The 16,456-nt window shown below is 71.6% G+C and carries 14 protein-coding genes; 9 read left to right on the forward strand and 5 right to left on the reverse strand.

Features of this window, described 5'->3' with window-relative positions; all coding sequences use genetic code 11:
* Positions 1-85 precede the first annotated feature (85 nt).
* From EES43_RS18075 to groL, 3 genes are all read left to right on the forward strand, one after another.
* Entirely contained in the window at positions 86-1,042 is a 957-nt protein-coding gene (locus tag EES43_RS18075) for a polysaccharide deacetylase family protein (protein WP_124269652.1), read from the forward strand.
* Positions 1,043-1,418: 376 nt separating this feature from the next.
* Positions 1,419-1,727: a co-chaperone GroES gene (gene groES, locus EES43_RS18085; protein WP_124269654.1), complete on the forward strand. Its 309-nt coding sequence runs from the start codon at positions 1,419-1,421 to the stop codon at positions 1,725-1,727.
* 99 nt (positions 1,728-1,826) lie between these two features.
* Complete coding sequence (gene groL, locus EES43_RS18090; protein WP_124269655.1) at positions 1,827-3,452, forward strand: chaperonin GroEL; 1,626 nt, start codon at positions 1,827-1,829, stop codon at positions 3,450-3,452.
* A 179-nt stretch (positions 3,453-3,631) separates the two neighbouring features.
* Here groL and EES43_RS18095 read toward each other — a convergent pair whose 3' ends face one another.
* The 3 genes from EES43_RS18095 to EES43_RS18105 all read right to left on the reverse strand — a co-directional run bounded on the left by EES43_RS18095 (position 3,632) and on the right by EES43_RS18105 (position 6,505).
* Complete coding sequence (locus EES43_RS18095) at positions 3,632-4,687, reverse strand: hydroxyacid dehydrogenase (protein WP_124269656.1); 1,056 nt, start codon at positions 4,685-4,687, stop codon at positions 3,632-3,634.
* 237 nt (positions 4,688-4,924) lie between these two features.
* Entirely contained in the window at positions 4,925-5,698 is a 774-nt protein-coding gene (locus EES43_RS18100) for an SDR family NAD(P)-dependent oxidoreductase (RefSeq protein WP_124269657.1), read from the reverse strand.
* Between the two features lie 144 nt (positions 5,699-5,842).
* Positions 5,843-6,505, reverse strand: a complete 663-nt coding sequence (locus EES43_RS18105) for an MOSC domain-containing protein (RefSeq protein WP_124269658.1) — start codon at positions 6,503-6,505, stop codon at positions 5,843-5,845.
* 81 nt (positions 6,506-6,586) lie between these two features.
* Between EES43_RS18105 and EES43_RS18110 the strand changes: the two genes are divergently transcribed.
* Entirely contained in the window at positions 6,587-7,477 is an 891-nt protein-coding gene (locus EES43_RS18110; RefSeq protein ID WP_124269659.1) for a LysR family transcriptional regulator, read from the forward strand.
* 211 nt (positions 7,478-7,688) lie between these two features.
* Here EES43_RS18110 and EES43_RS18115 read toward each other — a convergent pair whose 3' ends face one another.
* On the reverse strand, positions 7,689-8,021 hold the full coding sequence (locus tag EES43_RS18115; protein ID WP_124269660.1) for a WhiB family transcriptional regulator: 333 nt from the start codon (positions 8,019-8,021) through the stop codon (positions 7,689-7,691).
* Between the two features lie 447 nt (positions 8,022-8,468).
* Here EES43_RS18115 and EES43_RS18120 point away from each other — a divergent pair, with 447 nt between their 5' ends.
* From EES43_RS18120 to EES43_RS18135, 4 genes are all read left to right on the forward strand, one after another.
* Entirely contained in the window at positions 8,469-9,080 is a 612-nt protein-coding gene (locus EES43_RS18120) for a response regulator transcription factor (protein ID WP_003948568.1), read from the forward strand.
* A 278-nt stretch (positions 9,081-9,358) separates the two neighbouring features.
* Positions 9,359-9,934 carry a sigma-70 family RNA polymerase sigma factor gene (locus tag EES43_RS18125; protein WP_056796454.1) on the forward strand — a complete coding sequence of 192 codons (576 nt, stop codon included), beginning with the start codon at positions 9,359-9,361 and terminating at the stop codon, positions 9,932-9,934.
* A gap of 240 nt (positions 9,935-10,174) precedes the next feature.
* Positions 10,175-11,677 (forward strand): IMP dehydrogenase, encoded by a 1,503-nt coding sequence (guaB, locus tag EES43_RS18130; RefSeq protein WP_124269661.1) that lies wholly within the window; start codon positions 10,175-10,177, stop codon positions 11,675-11,677.
* 103 nt (positions 11,678-11,780) lie between these two features.
* On the forward strand, positions 11,781-12,905 hold the full coding sequence (locus EES43_RS18135) for a GuaB3 family IMP dehydrogenase-related protein (protein ID WP_007453079.1): 1,125 nt from the start codon (positions 11,781-11,783) through the stop codon (positions 12,903-12,905).
* 113 nt (positions 12,906-13,018) lie between these two features.
* Here the strand turns inward: EES43_RS18135 and EES43_RS18140 are convergent, their stop codons facing one another.
* Positions 13,019-14,281: a nucleotide sugar dehydrogenase gene (locus EES43_RS18140; RefSeq protein ID WP_124269662.1), complete on the reverse strand. Its 1,263-nt coding sequence runs from the start codon at positions 14,279-14,281 to the stop codon at positions 13,019-13,021.
* 248 nt (positions 14,282-14,529) lie between these two features.
* Here EES43_RS18140 and EES43_RS18145 point away from each other — a divergent pair, with 248 nt between their 5' ends.
* Positions 14,530-16,236 carry a glycerol-3-phosphate dehydrogenase/oxidase gene (locus tag EES43_RS18145; RefSeq protein WP_124269663.1) on the forward strand — a complete coding sequence of 569 codons (1,707 nt, stop codon included), beginning with the start codon at positions 14,530-14,532 and terminating at the stop codon, positions 16,234-16,236.
* Positions 16,237-16,456 lie beyond the last annotated feature (220 nt).

Below are 16,456 nucleotides of genomic sequence, written 5' to 3' on the forward strand. Positions count from 1 at the left end.
GCGTGTGGGCCGGCCGGGGGACGGCGCCCGGCCGCTCGCGGTGTCGGCGGCGGGCGGCCGGTGGCGGATGGCAGGATGCGACGCCATGCAGCTAGTACGACAAAAAGAAAAATCAGCCGTGAAACGGTACAGGCCGGGCTCCGTCGTGCTGGCGGCCCTGCTGGCCGCCGCCGTCGTCTCCGGGTGCGCGGCGGAGACGGGAGGCGACGGCTCCGCGTCCTCCGGCGGGCCGGCGAAGCCCGCCGCCGGACAGCAGGGCGGAGACGCGCCGCAGGCCGGTCCCGCCCGCGCCCTGGACACGTACGCCCAGAAGCTTCGGCGGAAGCAGGCCGCCCGCGCCGTCGCCGCGAAGAAGTGGGGCCTGAGCGCCGTCCCCCTCGCGGCCCCCGAGCCGCCGAGGACGAAACCGCGCATCACCACCCGCGACGGGTTCGAGGTCCAGGACGACGAAGGGCTGCCGCCCGTCTTCACCACCGTCCCCACCAAGGAGCGGATCGTCTTCCTGACGATGGACGACGGGGCCGAGAAGGACCCCGAGCTGCTGCGGATGATGACCGAACTCGACATCCCGTACAGCGCGTTCCTCAGCGACTACGTCATCAACGACGACTACGGCTACTTCGCCAAGATGCAGAAGCGCGGGGTGACCCTCAGCAACCACACGCTGAACCACCGCTATCTGCCCGGCCTCTCCCGCGCCGAGCAGAAGAGCGAGATCTGCGATCAGCAGGACAAGCTCCAGAAGCGCTACGGGAAGCGGCCCACGCTCTTCCGTCCGCCCTACGGCAACTACAACCGCGACACGCTCGTCGTCGCCGGGTCCTGCGGGATCACCGCCGTGCCGCTGTGGGCCTCCGAGGCATTCCCCGACCACATGGAGTGGCGCGAGTGGGACCGGGACCTGCACCCCGGCGACATCGTGCTCACCCACTTCCGGGGCAAGGAGGACTGGAAGGGCACGATGCCCGACATGATCCGCCAGGTGATGAAGACCATCACGGACAAGGGCTACGCGGTGGCCCGCCTGGAGGACTACGTCTGACGCCCGGCCGCGCGGCGGCGACTCCTCCGCCGCAGGCCCTTCCCCGTACGCCGACGCATGCGCGCGCAGCCCCCGCTGTGCGCGCATGCGTCGTTCGGGGCGGTCGGCGCGTACGGGACGCGTCCCGGAGCGGCCCGGCGCGTCCCGGAACGCGCTTCCGGGGAGGGCGCGGAGGCGGCGCGCGGGTGGTGAATTGGCACTCCGCTTGACCGAGTGCTAATCGCGGTCATAGTCTCAGGTCTGGCACTCCCCCCTGGAGAGTGCCAGCACCACACTGCGCGACAGGGCAGGTCCGGCACCCGCGACGACGGATCGGTCCGGTCGCCGCCCACAGACTGTTAAACCCCGTGAGATCTCCGAAGGGGGAGACCGGATCGTGTCGACCACCAGCACCAAGGTTGCGATCAAGCCGCTTGAGGACCGCATTGTGGTCCAGCCGCTCGACGCCGAGCAGACCACCGCTTCCGGCCTGGTCATTCCGGACACCGCGAAGGAGAAGCCCCAGGAGGGCGTCGTCCTCGCCGTGGGTCCGGGCCGCTTCGAGAACGGCGAGCGCCTTCCGCTCGACGTCAAGACCGGCGACGTCGTCCTGTACAGCAAGTACGGCGGCACCGAGGTGAAGTACAGCGGCGAGGAGTACCTCGTCCTCTCGGCCCGCGACGTCCTCGCGATCGTCGAGAAGTAATTTCACCCACGTTTGCTTGTGTTCTGCGCCCCTGGCCCCCTGCGTAACAACTAGCCGGGTGGCGAGGGGCGCAGTTCGTTCGAGAGGGAAACACAGCCCATGGCGAAGATTCTGAAGTTCGACGAGGACGCCCGTCGCGCCCTTGAGCGCGGCGTCAACAAGCTGGCCGACACGGTCAAGGTGACGATCGGCCCCAAGGGCCGCAACGTCGTCATCGACAAGAAGTTCGGCGCGCCCACCATCACCAACGACGGTGTCACCATCGCCCGCGAGGTCGAGCTGGACGACCCGTACGAGAACCTCGGCGCCCAGCTCGTCAAGGAGGTGGCGACCAAGACCAACGACGTAGCGGGTGACGGCACCACCACCGCGACCGTCCTGGCCCAGGCGCTCGTCCGCGAGGGCCTGCGCAACGTCGCCGCCGGCGCCTCCCCGGCCGCCCTGAAGAAGGGCATCGACGCCGCGGTCAAGGCCGTGTCCGAGGAACTCCTCGCGACCGCCCGCCCGATCGAGGACAAGTCCGACATCGCCGCCGTGGCCGCGCTCTCCGCGCAGGACACCCAGGTCGGCGAGCTCATCGCGGACGCGATGGACAAGGTCGGCAAGGACGGTGTCATCACCGTCGAGGAGTCCAACACCTTCGGTCTGGACCTGGAGTTCACCGAGGGCATGGCCTTCGACAAGGGCTACCTGTCCCCGTACATGGTGACCGACCAGGAGCGTATGGAGGCCGTCCTCGACGACCCGTACATCCTGATCCACCAGGGCAAGATCGGCTCCATCCAGGAGCTGCTCCCGCTCCTGGAGAAGGTCATCCAGGCCGGCGGCTCCAAGCCGCTCCTGATCATCGCCGAGGACGTCGAGGGCGAGGCGCTCTCCACCCTCGTCGTCAACAAGATCCGCGGCACCTTCAACGCCGTCGCGGTGAAGGCCCCGGGCTTCGGCGACCGCCGCAAGGCCATGCTCGGCGACATCGCCACCCTCACCGGTGCGACCGTCATCGCCGAGGAGGTCGGCCTCAAGCTCGACCAGGCCGGCCTGGACGTGCTCGGCACCGCCCGCCGCGTCACGGTCTCCAAGGACGACACGACCATCGTCGACGGCGGCGGCGAGGCCGGCGACGTCAAGGGCCGCGTCAACCAGATCAAGGCCGAGATCGAGTCCACGGACTCCGACTGGGACCGCGAGAAGCTCCAGGAGCGCCTCGCGAAGCTGGCCGGCGGCGTGTGCGTGATCCGTGTCGGCGCCGCCACCGAGGTGGAGCTGAAGGAGAAGAAGCACCGCCTGGAGGACGCCATCTCGGCGACCCGCGCCGCGGTCGAGGAGGGCATCGTCTCCGGCGGTGGCTCCTCCCTCGTCCACGCCGTGAAGGTGCTGGAGGGCAACCTCGGCAAGACCGGCGACGAGGCCACCGGTGTCGCGGTCGTCCGCCGCGCCGCCGTCGAGCCGCTGCGCTGGATCGCCGAGAACGCCGGCCTGGAGGGCTACGTCATCACCTCCAAGGTCTCCGAGCTCGACAAGGGCCAGGGCTTCAACGCCGCCACCGGCGAGTACGGCGACCTGGTCAAGGCCGGCGTCATCGACCCGGTCAAGGTCACCCGCTCCGCCCTGGAGAACGCCGCGTCCATCGCGTCGCTGCTGCTCACGACCGAGACCCTGGTCGTCGAGAAGCCGGCCGAGGAAGAGGCCGACGCCGGTCACGGCGGCCACGGCCACTCCCACTAGTCACCCGCACCGGTCCCTGGCCGGTCAGTCACCGGCCAGGAGCCACCAGCCGCCGGTCACCGCTCAGCAGCCACCGGCCGCTGGTCAGCAGTACGGCGCGCCCGGCGCGTACTCCGGTACGCGCCCGAGGCCCGGTACCCCCGTCGCGGGGGCGCCGGGCCTCACGGCGTTCCGGGGCCTCACGCCGAGCGGCCCAGGGCGTCCGGGCTGACCGGGTCGGCGAACGGCAGGCCGCGGGCGTACCGGGCCACCTCCTCCAGCGCGAAGTCCGCCATGCGGTGGATCTCCTCGCCCAGCGAGCCCGCCACGTGCGGGGTCAGCAGCACGTTCTCCAGTTCGTACAGCGGGGAGCCGGCCGGTGGTATGTCCGGTTCCGTCACGTCGAGCACCGCGTTCAGCCGGCCCGAGACCAGTTCGGGCAGCAGCGCGTCGCCGTCGACCAGCGAACCCCGCGCGGTGTTGATCAGCGTCGTCCCGTCCGCCATCGCCGCCAACTGCGCGGCGCCGATCATGTGCCGGGTCGCGGGCAGCTCCGGCGCGTGCACCGACACGATCCGGCTGCGCGCGCACAACTCGTCCAGCTCCACCGCCTCCACGCCCAGCGCCCGCGCCCCGGGCCCGTCCACGTACGGATCGAAGAGCAGGACGTCCAGATCGAACGGGCGCAGCAGCTCGATCACCCGGCGGCCGATCCGCGAGGCCCCGACGATGCCCACGGCGCGCCGGTAGTTGCCGTGCCCGGCCAGCTCCGCGCGCCAGTCGTGCGGGGCGCGCAGCTCCCGGTAGCGCAGGGCCGCGGCCCGGACGTTCTTGCCCGCGAACAGGATCGCCGCCAGCGTGTACTCGGCGACCGGCAGCGCGTTCGCCCCGGCCGCCGAGGCCACCGCGATGCCGCGCTCCCAACAGGCCGGGGTGACATGGTGCTTGACGCTTCCGGCCGCGTGCACGACGGCCCGCAGCCGGGGTGCGGCGGCCAGGACCTCGGCGGTGAGCGGAGGCGCGCCCCAGCAGGTGATCAGCAGCTCGGCCCCGGCCAGCGCGGCGGCGACCTCGGGCGTGGGGTCGGTGAGCCGGTGGGCGACCAGCGCGGGGTCGGTGTCCACGAGCGCGGTCAGCCGCCGCCGCTGCCCGGCGGTGAACAACTGCTCGGCGACGCCGGGCCCCATGGCCAGCAGGGCGGTCGGTGCGCCGGGGGCGGCTGACGTGTCGGCGGAGGCGTCGGCGGTGGGGTGCATGGGGGACTCGGGCTCCTCGCGGGGCGCTCGGGGGTGACGTGTCCGGTGGCGGTGGCGGCCGATGCGCCGGCCGTCGGGCGGCCCGTCCTGCGGGCGGAGCGGGACGCACCTCGGGCGCACGGCCCGGCTTCCGTGCGAGCACGGGAGGGCCGGTGGATGGGGCCGCCGCCGTGATGCCCGCGGCCGAGACCTCCTCGGCCCGCCGCCGTCCGGCTACTGCGGCCCGCCGCCGTCCGGCTACTGCGGCCCGTACTTGCGTCCCGTGCGCGAGGTGACCCCGCCGAGCAGGCTGCGCGGCGTCACCTTCACCAGCCCCATCAGCGCCTTGTAGCGCGGGTCCGGGACGGACACCGTCCGGCCGCGCGCCAGATCCGTCAGGGCCGACGCCACCAACTTGTCGGCGTCCAGCCACATCCAGCCCGGGATGTTGCCCGTGCCCATCCCGGCCCGCTCGTGGAACTCCGTCCGTACGAACCCGGGGCACAGCGCCATCAGCCGCACCCCCGACCCGGCCAGGTCCCGCGCCGCGCCCTGGGTGAACTGCACGACCCACGCCTTGGACGCCCCGTACGTACCGCGCGGCACGAACGCCGCGACGGACGCCACGTTGACCACTCCGCCCCGGCCGCGCTCCCGCATCCCCGCGGTGGCGGCCGAGGTCAGCCGCAGCACCGCCTCGCAGTGCACCTTCAGCATCGTCAGCTCGTCGCTCATGGACACGTCCAGATAGCGTCCCTTGTTGCCGAACCCGGCGTTGTTGATCAGCAGATCGACCGGGTGCGTCCGGTCCCCGAGCCGCTTCTCGACCGCCTCGATCCCGCCGTCCGTGGACAGGTCGGCGCTCAGCACCTCCGCCTCGATGCCGTGCCGGTCGTGCAGTTCGGTGGCCTGCTCGCGCAGCCGCGCGGTGTCCCGGGCCACCAGCACCAGGTTGTGTCCCTGGCCCGCGAGCCGCCGCGCGAAGGCGGCCCCGATACCCGCCGTCGCGCCCGTAATCAGTGCTGTCGTCATACGCGGCACGTTAGTGCCCCGCACTGACGGCGAGCGCACCCGCCCGCATCGCGGGCGCCCCGGCCCGCGCGCCACCGCCCCGGCGACGCGCCCCGCCCGCCCGGAACTACCGGCCCCCGGCAGCCCGCGCGTCCCGGCCACCGCTCAACCCCCGGTGTACTCCCGGGCCTTGCGCAGCGCCTCGGGATGCAGCGCCTCGCCGGCCGCCAGCAGCGCGGGCAGCAGACTGCGTTCGGTGGTCACCGCGCGGAACTGTAGGGCCACCGTGACCTCGTGGTCCGGGCGGTGCACGATCTCGACCGGATCGCCGGCCCGGACGGCGCCCGGCTCGATGACCCGTAGATACGCGCCCGGGGCGGCCTCCCGCGTGAACCGCCTGACCCACCCCTGCTCCCCGAGGTGGTCCGCGAACGTCCGGCACGGAATGCGCCCGGAGGTCACCTCCAGCAGCAGTTCCGCGCCCACCCGCCAGCGCTCGCCGATCCGCGCGCCGCTCACGTCGACGCCCTCGGTGGTGAGGTTCTCGCCGAACGCGCCGTTGGCCAGCGTCCGCCCGCCCAGCGTCCGCTCCCACGCGTCCAGCTCCTCCCGGGCGAACGCGTACACCGCCTGGTCGCTCCCGCCGTGGTGGCGCAGGTCGCAGACGGCGTCCCCGGCGAGCCCGCTGCCGCCCGTCCCCTTGGCGCCCGGGTCGAAGACGGATACGGGCCCGTCGACCGGACGCTTGTCGATCCCGGTGAGACCGCCCGGACCTCCGGCGGAGGGGGCGGGGCGAGGGCGTCCGACGTTCACGCTCAGCAGCTTCATACGGGTCACGCTAACGGCTCGGCCCTCAAAGAATCTCCGCATTAACTCGCCTCCCATCCAAGAACCTCTTATGGTGGAAAGGTGATCGAAGCCCGTCATCTCCGTGTCCTGCGCGCCGTGGCCGCCACCGGCTCGTTCTCCGCCGCCGCCCGCGAACTCGGCTGCACCCAGCCCGCGGTCAGCCAGCAGATGAAGGCCCTGGAGTCCTCGGCGGGCACCGCGCTGCTCATCCGCACCGGACGCGAGATGCGCCTGACCCAGGCGGGCGAGGCGCTGGTGCGGCACGCCGCCGGCATCCTGGCCGGGCTCACCGCCGCCGAGGAGGAGGTCGCCGCGATCGCCGGACTGCGGGCCGGCCGCGTCCGGCTCGTCTCCTTCCCGAGCGGCAGCTCCTCCCTGGTGCCCGCCGCCCTCGCCGCCCTGCGGGCCGAGCACCCCGGCACCCGGGTCTCGCTGGTGGAGGCCGAGCCGCCGCGCTCGGTCGACCTGCTGCGGGAGGGCGACTGCGACATCGCCCTGGCGTTCCGCTACGGGAGCGCGGGCGGCGAGTGGGACGACCTGGTCGTCCGGCCGCTGCTGACCGACCGGCTCGTCGGCCTGGTCCCGGACGGCCACCGGCTGGCCGGCGCGGAGAGCGTGGGCATCGGCGAGCTGGCGCGGGAGTCGTGGATCGCGGGCTGTCCGCGCTGCCGCCGCCAACTGGTGGAGGTCTGCGAGGAGTCCGGCTTCACGCCCCGCATCGACTTCGCCACCGACGACTACCCGGCGGTCATGGGCCTGGTGGGGGCGGGGCTGGGAGTGGCGGTCCTGCCGGAACTGGCCGTCGAGTCGGTACGGCCCAAGGGCGCCAGGACGGTCTCGGTGGAACCCGCGATCGAGCGGGAGATCGTGGCGCTCACCCTCCCGGACCTGGCGCGGGTCCCGGCGGTGGCGGCCACCCTGGACCAGCTCGCCCTGGCGGCTGCCCGCTGAGGTCCGGCGGGAGGAGGTTCGGCGGGAGGAAGTCCGGCGGGAGGAGGGCCGGCGGGAGGAGGTCCGGCGGGGGGTCGGGCGGGAGGAGGTCCGGCGGGGGGTCGGGCGTCCTCCGGGAGGCCGTCACCCGGGAGGCGGACCTCTCTGCCGGGAAACCGCCTGCTGCCGCTGCCGACGAAACGTTTCTGCGCCCGATTGGGCCGTTCGGGTGTCAGGTGGCGCCGGGGCCGCCGGGCGCTCCGGTGGGCGACGTCGAGATCAGCCGGGTTCTCGCCCGGCCCATCAGCTCTTCGCGTTCGTCCTCGGTCAGGCCGCCCCACACCCCGTAGGGCTCCCGCACGGCCAGGGCGTGCGCCGCGCACTCGGCCCGTACCGGGCAGCGCATGCAGACCTCCTTCGCCGAGGTCTCGCGGGCGCTGCGCGCCGCGCCGCGCTCGCCCTCCGGATGGAAGAACAGGGAGCTGTCGACGCCGCGGCAGGCGGCGAGCAACTGCCAGTCCCACAGGTCTGCGTTGGGTCCGGGAAGGCGGGAGAAATCTGCCATTGCTTGTCCCCTCGAAGCAGTGCTGCGTCGGAAGCGGCATCTCGACCGCCGGCGAGCGGCGGTTCGGGATCGGCGATCGTCTCGGCGGTGACCTGAGTCCCGACCGTACATCTGTGGTGCTAGTAGATGTAAATATGACTGATTGCGAATCTAGCCACAGACACCCTCGAAAGGGAAGAAATCACGCCAAATAGGGCATGCCGTCAGGTGAAGATTCAGTTGACGAGTGGATCACCCGCGTCGTTCTCCTCCGTGTCCGACCCTTCACGTAGAGTGCCGAACCCTACGGTCCGACCCGTAACTCTTTCGAGTGACCGTCGTTAAGAGAGCGGATGCGGTTGACGGAGATCGAGCTCGGGCACATGTCCGAGGGGGTCGACCGCACAGGTGACGACATGTATCAGCCTGGAGGCTCAAGGTGACGCGCATCAGCTGCGGAGGACGGTCATGACATCCGTCCTCGTCTGCGACGACTCCCCGCTTGCCCGAGAAGCGCTCCGTCGCGCGGTGGCCACTGTGCCCGGCGTCGAGCGGGTGACGACGGCGGCCAACGGCGAGGAAGTCCTCCGCCGCTGGGGGGCCGACCGTTCGGATCTGATTCTGATGGACGTGCGCATGCCCGGTCTGGGGGGAGTGGAGACCGTCCGGCGGCTGCTCTCCGCCGACCCCGGGGCCCGGATCATCATGCTGACCGTCGCCGAGGACCTGGACGGCGTCGCGCTCGCGGTCGCCGCCGGGGCCCGCGGCTATCTGCACAAGGACGCCTCGCGCGCCGAGCTGCGGGCCACCGTCACCCAGGCGCTGGCCGACCCGACCTGGCGGCTCGCCCCGCGCCGGCTGCGGTCCGCCGAGATGGGGGCGGCCCCGACGCTCACCGCGCGGGAGATCCAGGTCCTCGAAGGCATGAGCCACGGCCGCTCCAACGCGGAGATCGGCCGTGAGCTGTTCCTCTCCGAGGACACCGTCAAGACGCACGCCAGGCGGCTGTTCAAGAAGCTCGGTGCCTCGGACCGCGCCCATGCGGTGGCCCTGGGATTCCGCTGGGGTCTGGTCCGCTGACGTCGCGGGCCGTGTCGTCCCCGTCCGCAGACCGGCGGGCGGGGTCACCGGACGGCCCCCGGCTCCACGCTCCGTATCCGGACGCCCGCCCAACGGCGCCATGTGACGCTTCCCGGCCGATGACGCATCCTTGAGTCGTGGAGTTCCTCGGGAACGATTCGGTCGAGCGGAAGGGGAGGGCGCAGGACATGACATCCAGCGCACCCGCTCATAACGCTTCGGTGCACAACTCGGGACGCGATGGAGCGGACCGGACGCCATCAGGGCACCATGGTCCGATGCGCGATGACGAAACCACGGTGATCGGTGCTCTGGTGCACCGCGCCGTCGACGGCGACGCGCAGGCCACCCACGACCTACTGGCCCACGTCCACCCTCTCGCCCTGCGCTACTGCCGCTCCCGGCTCAACCGGCTGCCCGGTGACGCTCGCCACTTCGTGGAGGACCTGGCCCAGGAGGTCTGCGTCGCGGTGCTGATGGCGCTGCCGCGCTACAAGGACACCGGCCGGCCGTTCGAAGCCTTCGTCTTCGCCATCGCCGGGCACAAGGTCGCCGACCTCCAGCGCGCCGCCATGCGGCACCCGGGATCGACCGCGGTGCCCTCCGACGAGATGCCGGAGCGGCCCGACGACTCCCTCGGCCCCGAGGAGCGGGCGCTGCTCAGCAGCGACGCGGCCTGGGCCAAGAAGCTCCTCGCCAACCTCCCGGAGAACCAGCGCGAGCTGCTGGTCCTGCGCGTCGCGGTCGGGCTGACGGCGGAGGAGACCGGACAGATGCTCGGCATGTCCCCGGGCGCGGTCCGGGTCGCCCAGCACCGCGCGCTCAGCAGACTGCGGGCGCTGGCCGGGCAGTAGTACGGGGCCGCCACAAGGGAGTACGGGGGCCGCCGCGAGCGGAAGGGTGCGGCGCGGGCAGCGGGCTGCCGGAGGCGGCAGCCGGGTCGGCGCGGGAAGCCGGAGGGCGGCCACGCAAAGCCGCCGGGCGGCCGTAGGAAGCCACAGAACGCCCAAGTGATCTTGATCGTGGAATGAGACGCCCGTGGAGCCCGTTAGCATGGACATCCGCACCGATCAAGGCCATTTGGGGAAGGTGTCATGACTGCAAACGTCGACGGAGTGCCCGAGAAATTCGCGACGCTCGGGCTGACATACGACGACGTGCTGCTGCTGCCCGGCGCGTCCGACATGGCGCCCGATCAGATCGATACCTCCTCGCTCGTCTCACGGAACGTGCGGGTGAACATCCCGCTCCTCTCCGCCGCGATGGACAAGGTCACCGAGGCGCGCATGGCCATCGCCATGGCCCGGCAGGGCGGCGCGGGCGTGCTGCACCGCAACCTCTCCATCGCCGACCAGGCCAACCAGGTCGACCTGGTCAAGCGCTCCGAGTCCGGCATGGTCACCGACCCGATCACGGTGCACCCCGACGCCACGCTCAGCGAGGCCAACGACCTCTGCGCGAAGTTCCGCATCAGCGGCGTCCCGGTCACCGACGCGGCGGGCAAGCTGCTCGGCATCGTCACCAACCGCGACATGGCCTTCGAGCCCGACCGCACGCGCCAGGTGCGCGAGGTCATGACACCGATGCCACTGGTCACCGGCAAGGTCGGCATCTCCGGCGTGGACGCCATGGAGCTGCTGCGCCGCCACAAGATCGAGAAGCTGCCGCTGGTCGACGACGCCGGGGTCCTCAAGGGGCTCATCACCGTCAAGGACTTCGTCAAGGCCGAGAAGTACCCGAACGCGGCCAAGGACAAGGGCGGCCGGCTGATCGTCGGCGCCGCCGTCGGCGTCGCGGGCGACGCCTACGAGCGGGCCCAGGCGCTCATCGAGGCGGGCGTCGACTTCATCGTCGTCGACACCGCCCACGGCCACTCCCGCCTGGTCGGCGACATGGTCGCCAAGATCAAGTCGAACAGCGCGGTCGACGTCATCGGCGGCAACATCGCCACCCGCGACGGCGCCCAGGCGCTGATCGACGCGGGCGTCGACGGCATCAAGGTCGGCGTCGGCCCCGGCTCCATCTGCACCACCCGCGTGGTCGCCGGCATCGGCGTCCCCCAGGTCACCGCGATCTACGAGGCGTCCCTCGCCGCCAAGGCGGCGGGAGTCCCGGTCATCGGCGACGGCGGCCTCCAGTACAGCGGTGACATCGCCAAGGCCCTGGTCGCGGGCGCGGACACCGTCATGCTCGGCTCGCTCCTGGCGGGCTGCGAGGAGTCCCCGGGCGAACTGCTCTTCATCAACGGCAAGCAGTTCAAGTCGTACCGCGGCATGGGTTCGCTCGCGGCGATGCAGACCCGGGGCGACCGCAAGTCCTTCTCCAAGGACCGCTACTTCCAGGAGGGCGTCGCCTCCGACGAGAAGCTGGTGCCCGAGGGCATCGAGGGCCAGGTCCCCTACCGGGGCCCGCTCTCGGCCGTCGTCCACCAGCTCACCGGCGGACTGCGCCAGTCGATGTTCTACGTCGGCGGACGCACCGTGCCCGAGCTCCAGGACAACGGCCGCTTCGTCCGGATCACCTCGGCGGGCCTCAAGGAGAGCCACCCGCACGACATCCAGATGACCGTCGAAGCACCGAACTACAGCAGGAAGTAACACATCAGCGCAGGTGAGGGGCGGACCGGAGTCACCGGTACCGCCCCTTCGCCACGTGTCGGGGATACTGGTCAGCGCAGACGTAGAGGAAAGGCCACACATCGTGACTGAGATCGAGATCGGGCGCGGCAAGCGAGGCCGCCGGGCTTACGCATTCGACGACATCGCCGTCGTTCCGAGCCGCCGCACCCGCGACCCGAAGGAGGTCTCGATCGCCTGGCAGATCGACGCCTACCGCTTCGAGCTGCCGTTCCTGGCCGCTCCCATGGACTCCGTGGTCTCCCCGCAGCACGCCATCCGCATCGGAGAGCTGGGCGGCCTGGGCGTCCTCAACCTGGAAGGCCTGTGGACCCGGCACGCCGACCCGCAGCCGCTGCTGGACGAGATCGCCGAGATGCCGGTCGAGTCCGCGACCCGCCGCCTCCAGGAGATCTACTCCGCTCCCATCCAGGAGGAGCTGATCGGGCAGCGCATCAAGGAGGTGCGCGACTCGGGCGTCGTCACCGCCGCCGCGCTCTCCCCGCAGCGCACCGCCCAGTTCTCCAAGGCCGTCGTCGACGCGGGCGTCGACATCTTCGTCATCCGCGGCACCACCGTCTCCGCCGAGCACGTCTCCGGCGCGGCCGAGCCGCTGAACCTGAAGCAGTTCATCTACGAGCTGGACGTCCCGGTCATCGTCGGCGGCTGCGCCACGTACACCGCCGCGCTCCACCTGATGCGGACCGGCGCGGCCGGCGTCCTCGTCGGCTTCGGCGGCGGCGCCGCGCACACCACGCGCAACGTCTTCGGCATCCAGGTCCCGATGGCGACCGCCGTCGCGGACGTGGCCGGGGCCCGCCGGGACTACATGGACGAGTCCGGCGGCCGGTACGTGCACGTCATCGCGGACGGCGGCGTCGGTTGGTCCGGCGACCTGCCGAAGGCGATCGCCTGCGGTGCGGATGCCGTGATGATGGGCTCGCCGCTGGCCCGTGCGACGGACGCGCCCGGTCGCGGCCGGCACTGGGGCATGGAGGCCGTCCACGAGGACGTGCCGCGCGGGAAGCTGGTCGACCTCGGTTCGGTCGGGACGACGGAGGAGGTCCTGACCGGTCCTTCGCACACCCCGGACGGCTCGATGAACATCTTCGGCGCGCTGCGCCGCGCGATGGCCACCACCGGCTACAGCGACCTCAAGGAGTTCCAGCGCGTCGAGGTGACGGTGGCGGACTCGCAGCACCGCCGCTGACCTCCCGTACGTACGCCCGAGGGCCCGGACCGCAGCGCGCATCGCGCGGCGGTCCGGGCCCTCGCGGGTCCGGTCGGCTCCGAAATCGTCGGAATCCGGAACTCCCCTTTTCCTCAGAGCCGGTGGGCCGCTCCTGCGGGCGTGGCGCCCCGGGTGTCCAGGAGGAGTTGGGCCTTCACCGCGAGCCCCTGGAGGTCGTAGGTGCGGTGCTGCTGGAGCAGGACGGTCAGGTCGGCGGCGGCTGCCGCCTCGTACAGCGAGTCGGCGCGCGGGACCGGCAGTTCGCGCACCCGCCAGTCCAGTACGTGCGGGTCGTGGAAGCCGATCTGGGCCCCCATGTCCATCAGCCGGGCGGCGATCTCGCGGGCGGGGGACGCCTCCTGGTCGGCGCTGTCCGGCTTGTAGGTGACGCCGAGCAGCAGCACGCGCGCGCCGCGGACGGACTTGCCGTGCTCGTTCAGGAGGGTGGCGCAGCGCTGGATGACGTAACTGGGCATCCGGTCGTTGATCTCCTGCGCCAACGAGACCATCCGCAGCGGGTGTCCGGGCGTGCGGCTGCTGTACGGCAGGTAGCCCGGGTCCACCGGGACGCCGTGGCCGCCGACGCCGGGTCCGGGCCGGAAGGGCTGAAAGCCGAAGGGCTTGGTCTCGGCGCACCGGATGACGTCCCACAGGTCGACGCCGAGGTCGTGGCAGGCCACCGCCATCTCGTTGACCAGCGCGATGTTGACGTGCCGGAAGTTCGTCTCCAGGACCTTGGTCATCTCCGCCTCGCGCGGGCCCCGGGCGCGGACGACCTTGTCGGTGAGCCGTCCGTAGAAGGCGGCGGCCGACTCGGTGCAGGCGGAGGTGAGGCCGCCGATGACCTTGGGGGTGTTGGCGTAGAGGTGGGTGCGGTTGCCGGGGTCGAGCCGGCTGGGGGAGCAGGCGAGGTGGAAGTCGCGTCCGGCGACGAGTCCCGAGCCCTCTTCGAGCAGGGGGCGCAGGAAGGTCTCGGTGGTGCCGGGCGGCACGGCCGATTCGAGCAGCACGGTGGTGTGCGGGCGCAGCCGGGCGGCCAGCGCGCGGGCGGCGTCGCCGAGGGCCGTGAGGTCGATGGTGCGGTCGGCGCCGAGCGGGGTGGGGGAGCAGATGACGGCGGTCCGGACCCGGCCCAGTTCGGCGGCGTCGGTGGTGGGCCGGAAGCCGCCGGAGAGCATGCGGCGGATCTCGGAGGCGGTGAGCGTGCCCTCGACGGGCGAGCGGCCCGCGCTGAGTTCCGCGTAGGGGCGGGGGTCGGGGTCGTAGCCGACGGTGTGGATGCCGGCCGAGACCGCGGCCTGGGCGAGGGGCAGGCCGAGGTGACCGAGTCCGATGACGGCGAGGTCTGCGGGCATGTGGAGAGCCGTCCTTCCCTAAGACCGATGGACGAAGATCGCAACTGCTGTGGACAGCGCAATGTCAGACTAGGCGTAAATATGACCTATATGTCGCATTGTGTGGTTCCGATCGTCGGGGTGTTGTCCACAGGCGGTGGCTGAAGTCGTGGAGCGCGGACAGAATCGAAGAGTGGACACGGGTTGGCCGGCCCCTCGGCCGGGTGGCACTCCCGCGTCCGACCACCCCGATCCACCGGGAGGCAGCAGTGAGGACAGCGACACTGGGACCCGCCGAGCGCACCACCGCGCTCGCCGCCATGGCCGAGCGCGAACTGGACGTGCTGGTCGTGGGGGCGGGCGTGGTCGGCGCCGGGACGGTGCTCGACGCGGCGACCAGGGGCCTCTCGACCGGCCTGGTCGAGGCGCGCGACTGGGGGTCCGGCACGTCCAGCAGGTCGAGCAAGCTGATCCACGGCGGGCTGCGCTACCTGGAGATGCTGGACTTCGCGCTGGTGCGGGAAGCGCTCAAGGAGCGCGGGCTCCTGCTGGAGCGGCTCGCCCCGCACCTCGTGAAGCCGGTGCCCTTCCTCTATCCGTTGCAGCACAAGGGCTGGGAGCGGCTCTACGCCGGCTCGGGCGTCGCCCTGTACGACGCGATGTCGGTCTCCTCCGGCCACGGCCGCGGCCTCCCCGTGCACCGGCACCTCTCCCGCCGCCATGCACTGCGGGTCGCGCCCGCGCTGAAGAAGGACGCCCTGGTCGGCGCCCTCCAGTACTACGACGCCCAGGTGGACGACGCCCGTCTGGTCACCGAGCTGGTCCGCACCGCCGCCTCCTACGGCGCCCACGTGGCGAACCGGGCCCGGGTGGTCGGCTTCCTGCGCGAGGGCGAGCGCGTCGTCGGCGCCCGGGTGCAGGACGTCGAGGGCGGCCGGGAGTACGAGATCCGGGCCAAGCAGGTGGTCAACGCCACCGGTGTGTGGACGGACGACACGCAGGCCCTCATCGGTGAACGCGGACAGTTCCACGTCCGCGCCTCCAAGGGCATCCACCTGGTCGTCCCCAAGGACCGCATCCACTCCTCCACCGGGCTCATCCTGCGCACCGAGAAGTCCGTGCTCTTCGTCATCCCGTGGGGACGGCACTGGATCATCGGCACCACCGACACCGACTGGGACCTCGACAAGGCGCACCCGGCCGCCTCCAGCGCCGACATCGACTACCTGCTGGAGCACGTCAACTCGGTGCTCTCCACCCCGCTGACCAGGGACGACGTCCAAGGCGTGTACGCCGGGCTGCGCCCGCTGCTGGCCGGTGAGTCGGACGCCACGAGCAAGCTCTCCCGCGAGCACACGGTGGCCCACCCCGTGCCGGGCCTGGTCGTCGTGGCGGGCGGCAAGTACACGACGTACCGAGTGATGGCCAAGGACGCCGTGGACGAGGCGGTGCACGGACTGGACCGGCGCGTCGCGTCGTGCGTCACGGAGGACATCCCTCTCCTCGGAGCCGAGGGCTACCGGGCCCTGTGGAACGCCCGCGCCATGATCGCCGAACGCACCGGGCTGCATGTCGCCCGAGTGGAGCACCTGCTCAACCGGTACGGCTCAATGACCGAGGAGATTCTCGACCTGGTCGTGGCCGATCCCTCCCTGGGCGAACCGCTGCCGGCCGCCGACGACTACCTCCGCGCCGAGATCGTCTACGCGGCCTCGCACGAAGGAGCCGGGCACCTGGACGACGTGCTGACCCGGCGCACCCGGATCTCCATCGAGACCTTCGACCGGGGCACCCGCAGCGCCCGGCTCTGCGCGGAGCTGATGGCCCCGGTGCTGGGCTGGGACCAGGGCCGGATCGACCGGGAGGTCGAGCACTACGAGAAGCGGGTCGAGGCGGAGCGCGAGTCGCAGCTCCAGCCGGACGACCTGACGGCGGACGCGGCCCGTCTCGGCGCTCCGGACATCGTGCCCGGCTGAGGGAGGGGTGGGGGCGTCCGCGCCCCCACCCCTCCCTCAGCCCACCTGCGCATCCTCATGTGCTCATCCCCGCCTGCTCAGCCATCTGCGGTGATCGCGACATTCTTGGGGATTTTTCATAGGGTTTTCCAGGGTATGCACAGGTTTTCATGGGTCTAGTCGTTCTCTAGCGCCTATGGAGTCTGTGATGTCCTTCCGCCGTGTTTCCGCTGGTCACCGC

The sequence above is a fragment of the Streptomyces sp. ADI96-02 genome (assembly GCF_003846185.1).
Taxonomy (GTDB): Bacteria; Actinomycetota; Actinomycetes; order Streptomycetales; family Streptomycetaceae; genus Streptomyces.

Excerpts from the sequence above, each read along its gene's own strand:
- EES43_RS18075 (WP_124269652.1), top strand. The coding sequence starts at position 86 with ATGCAGCTAGTACGACAAAAAGAAAAATCAGCCGTGAAACGGTACAGG.
- groL (WP_124269655.1), top strand. The coding sequence starts at position 1,827 with ATGGCGAAGATTCTGAAGTTCGACGAGGACGCCCGTCGCGCCCTTGAG.
- EES43_RS18095 (WP_124269656.1), bottom strand. The coding sequence starts at position 4,687 with ATGCACCCCACCGCCGACGCCTCCGCCGACACGTCAGCCGCCCCCGGC.
- EES43_RS18100 (WP_124269657.1), bottom strand. The coding sequence starts at position 5,698 with ATGACGACAGCACTGATTACGGGCGCGACGGCGGGTATCGGGGCCGCC.
- EES43_RS18105 (WP_124269658.1), bottom strand. The coding sequence starts at position 6,505 with ATGAAGCTGCTGAGCGTGAACGTCGGACGCCCTCGCCCCGCCCCCTCC.
- EES43_RS18115 (WP_124269660.1), bottom strand. The coding sequence starts at position 8,021 with ATGGCAGATTTCTCCCGCCTTCCCGGACCCAACGCAGACCTGTGGGAC.
- EES43_RS18120 (WP_003948568.1), top strand. The coding sequence starts at position 8,469 with ATGACATCCGTCCTCGTCTGCGACGACTCCCCGCTTGCCCGAGAAGCG.
- EES43_RS18125 (WP_056796454.1), top strand. The coding sequence starts at position 9,359 with ATGCGCGATGACGAAACCACGGTGATCGGTGCTCTGGTGCACCGCGCC.
- guaB (WP_124269661.1), top strand. The coding sequence starts at position 10,175 with ATGACTGCAAACGTCGACGGAGTGCCCGAGAAATTCGCGACGCTCGGG.
- EES43_RS18140 (WP_124269662.1), bottom strand. The coding sequence starts at position 14,281 with ATGCCCGCAGACCTCGCCGTCATCGGACTCGGTCACCTCGGCCTGCCC.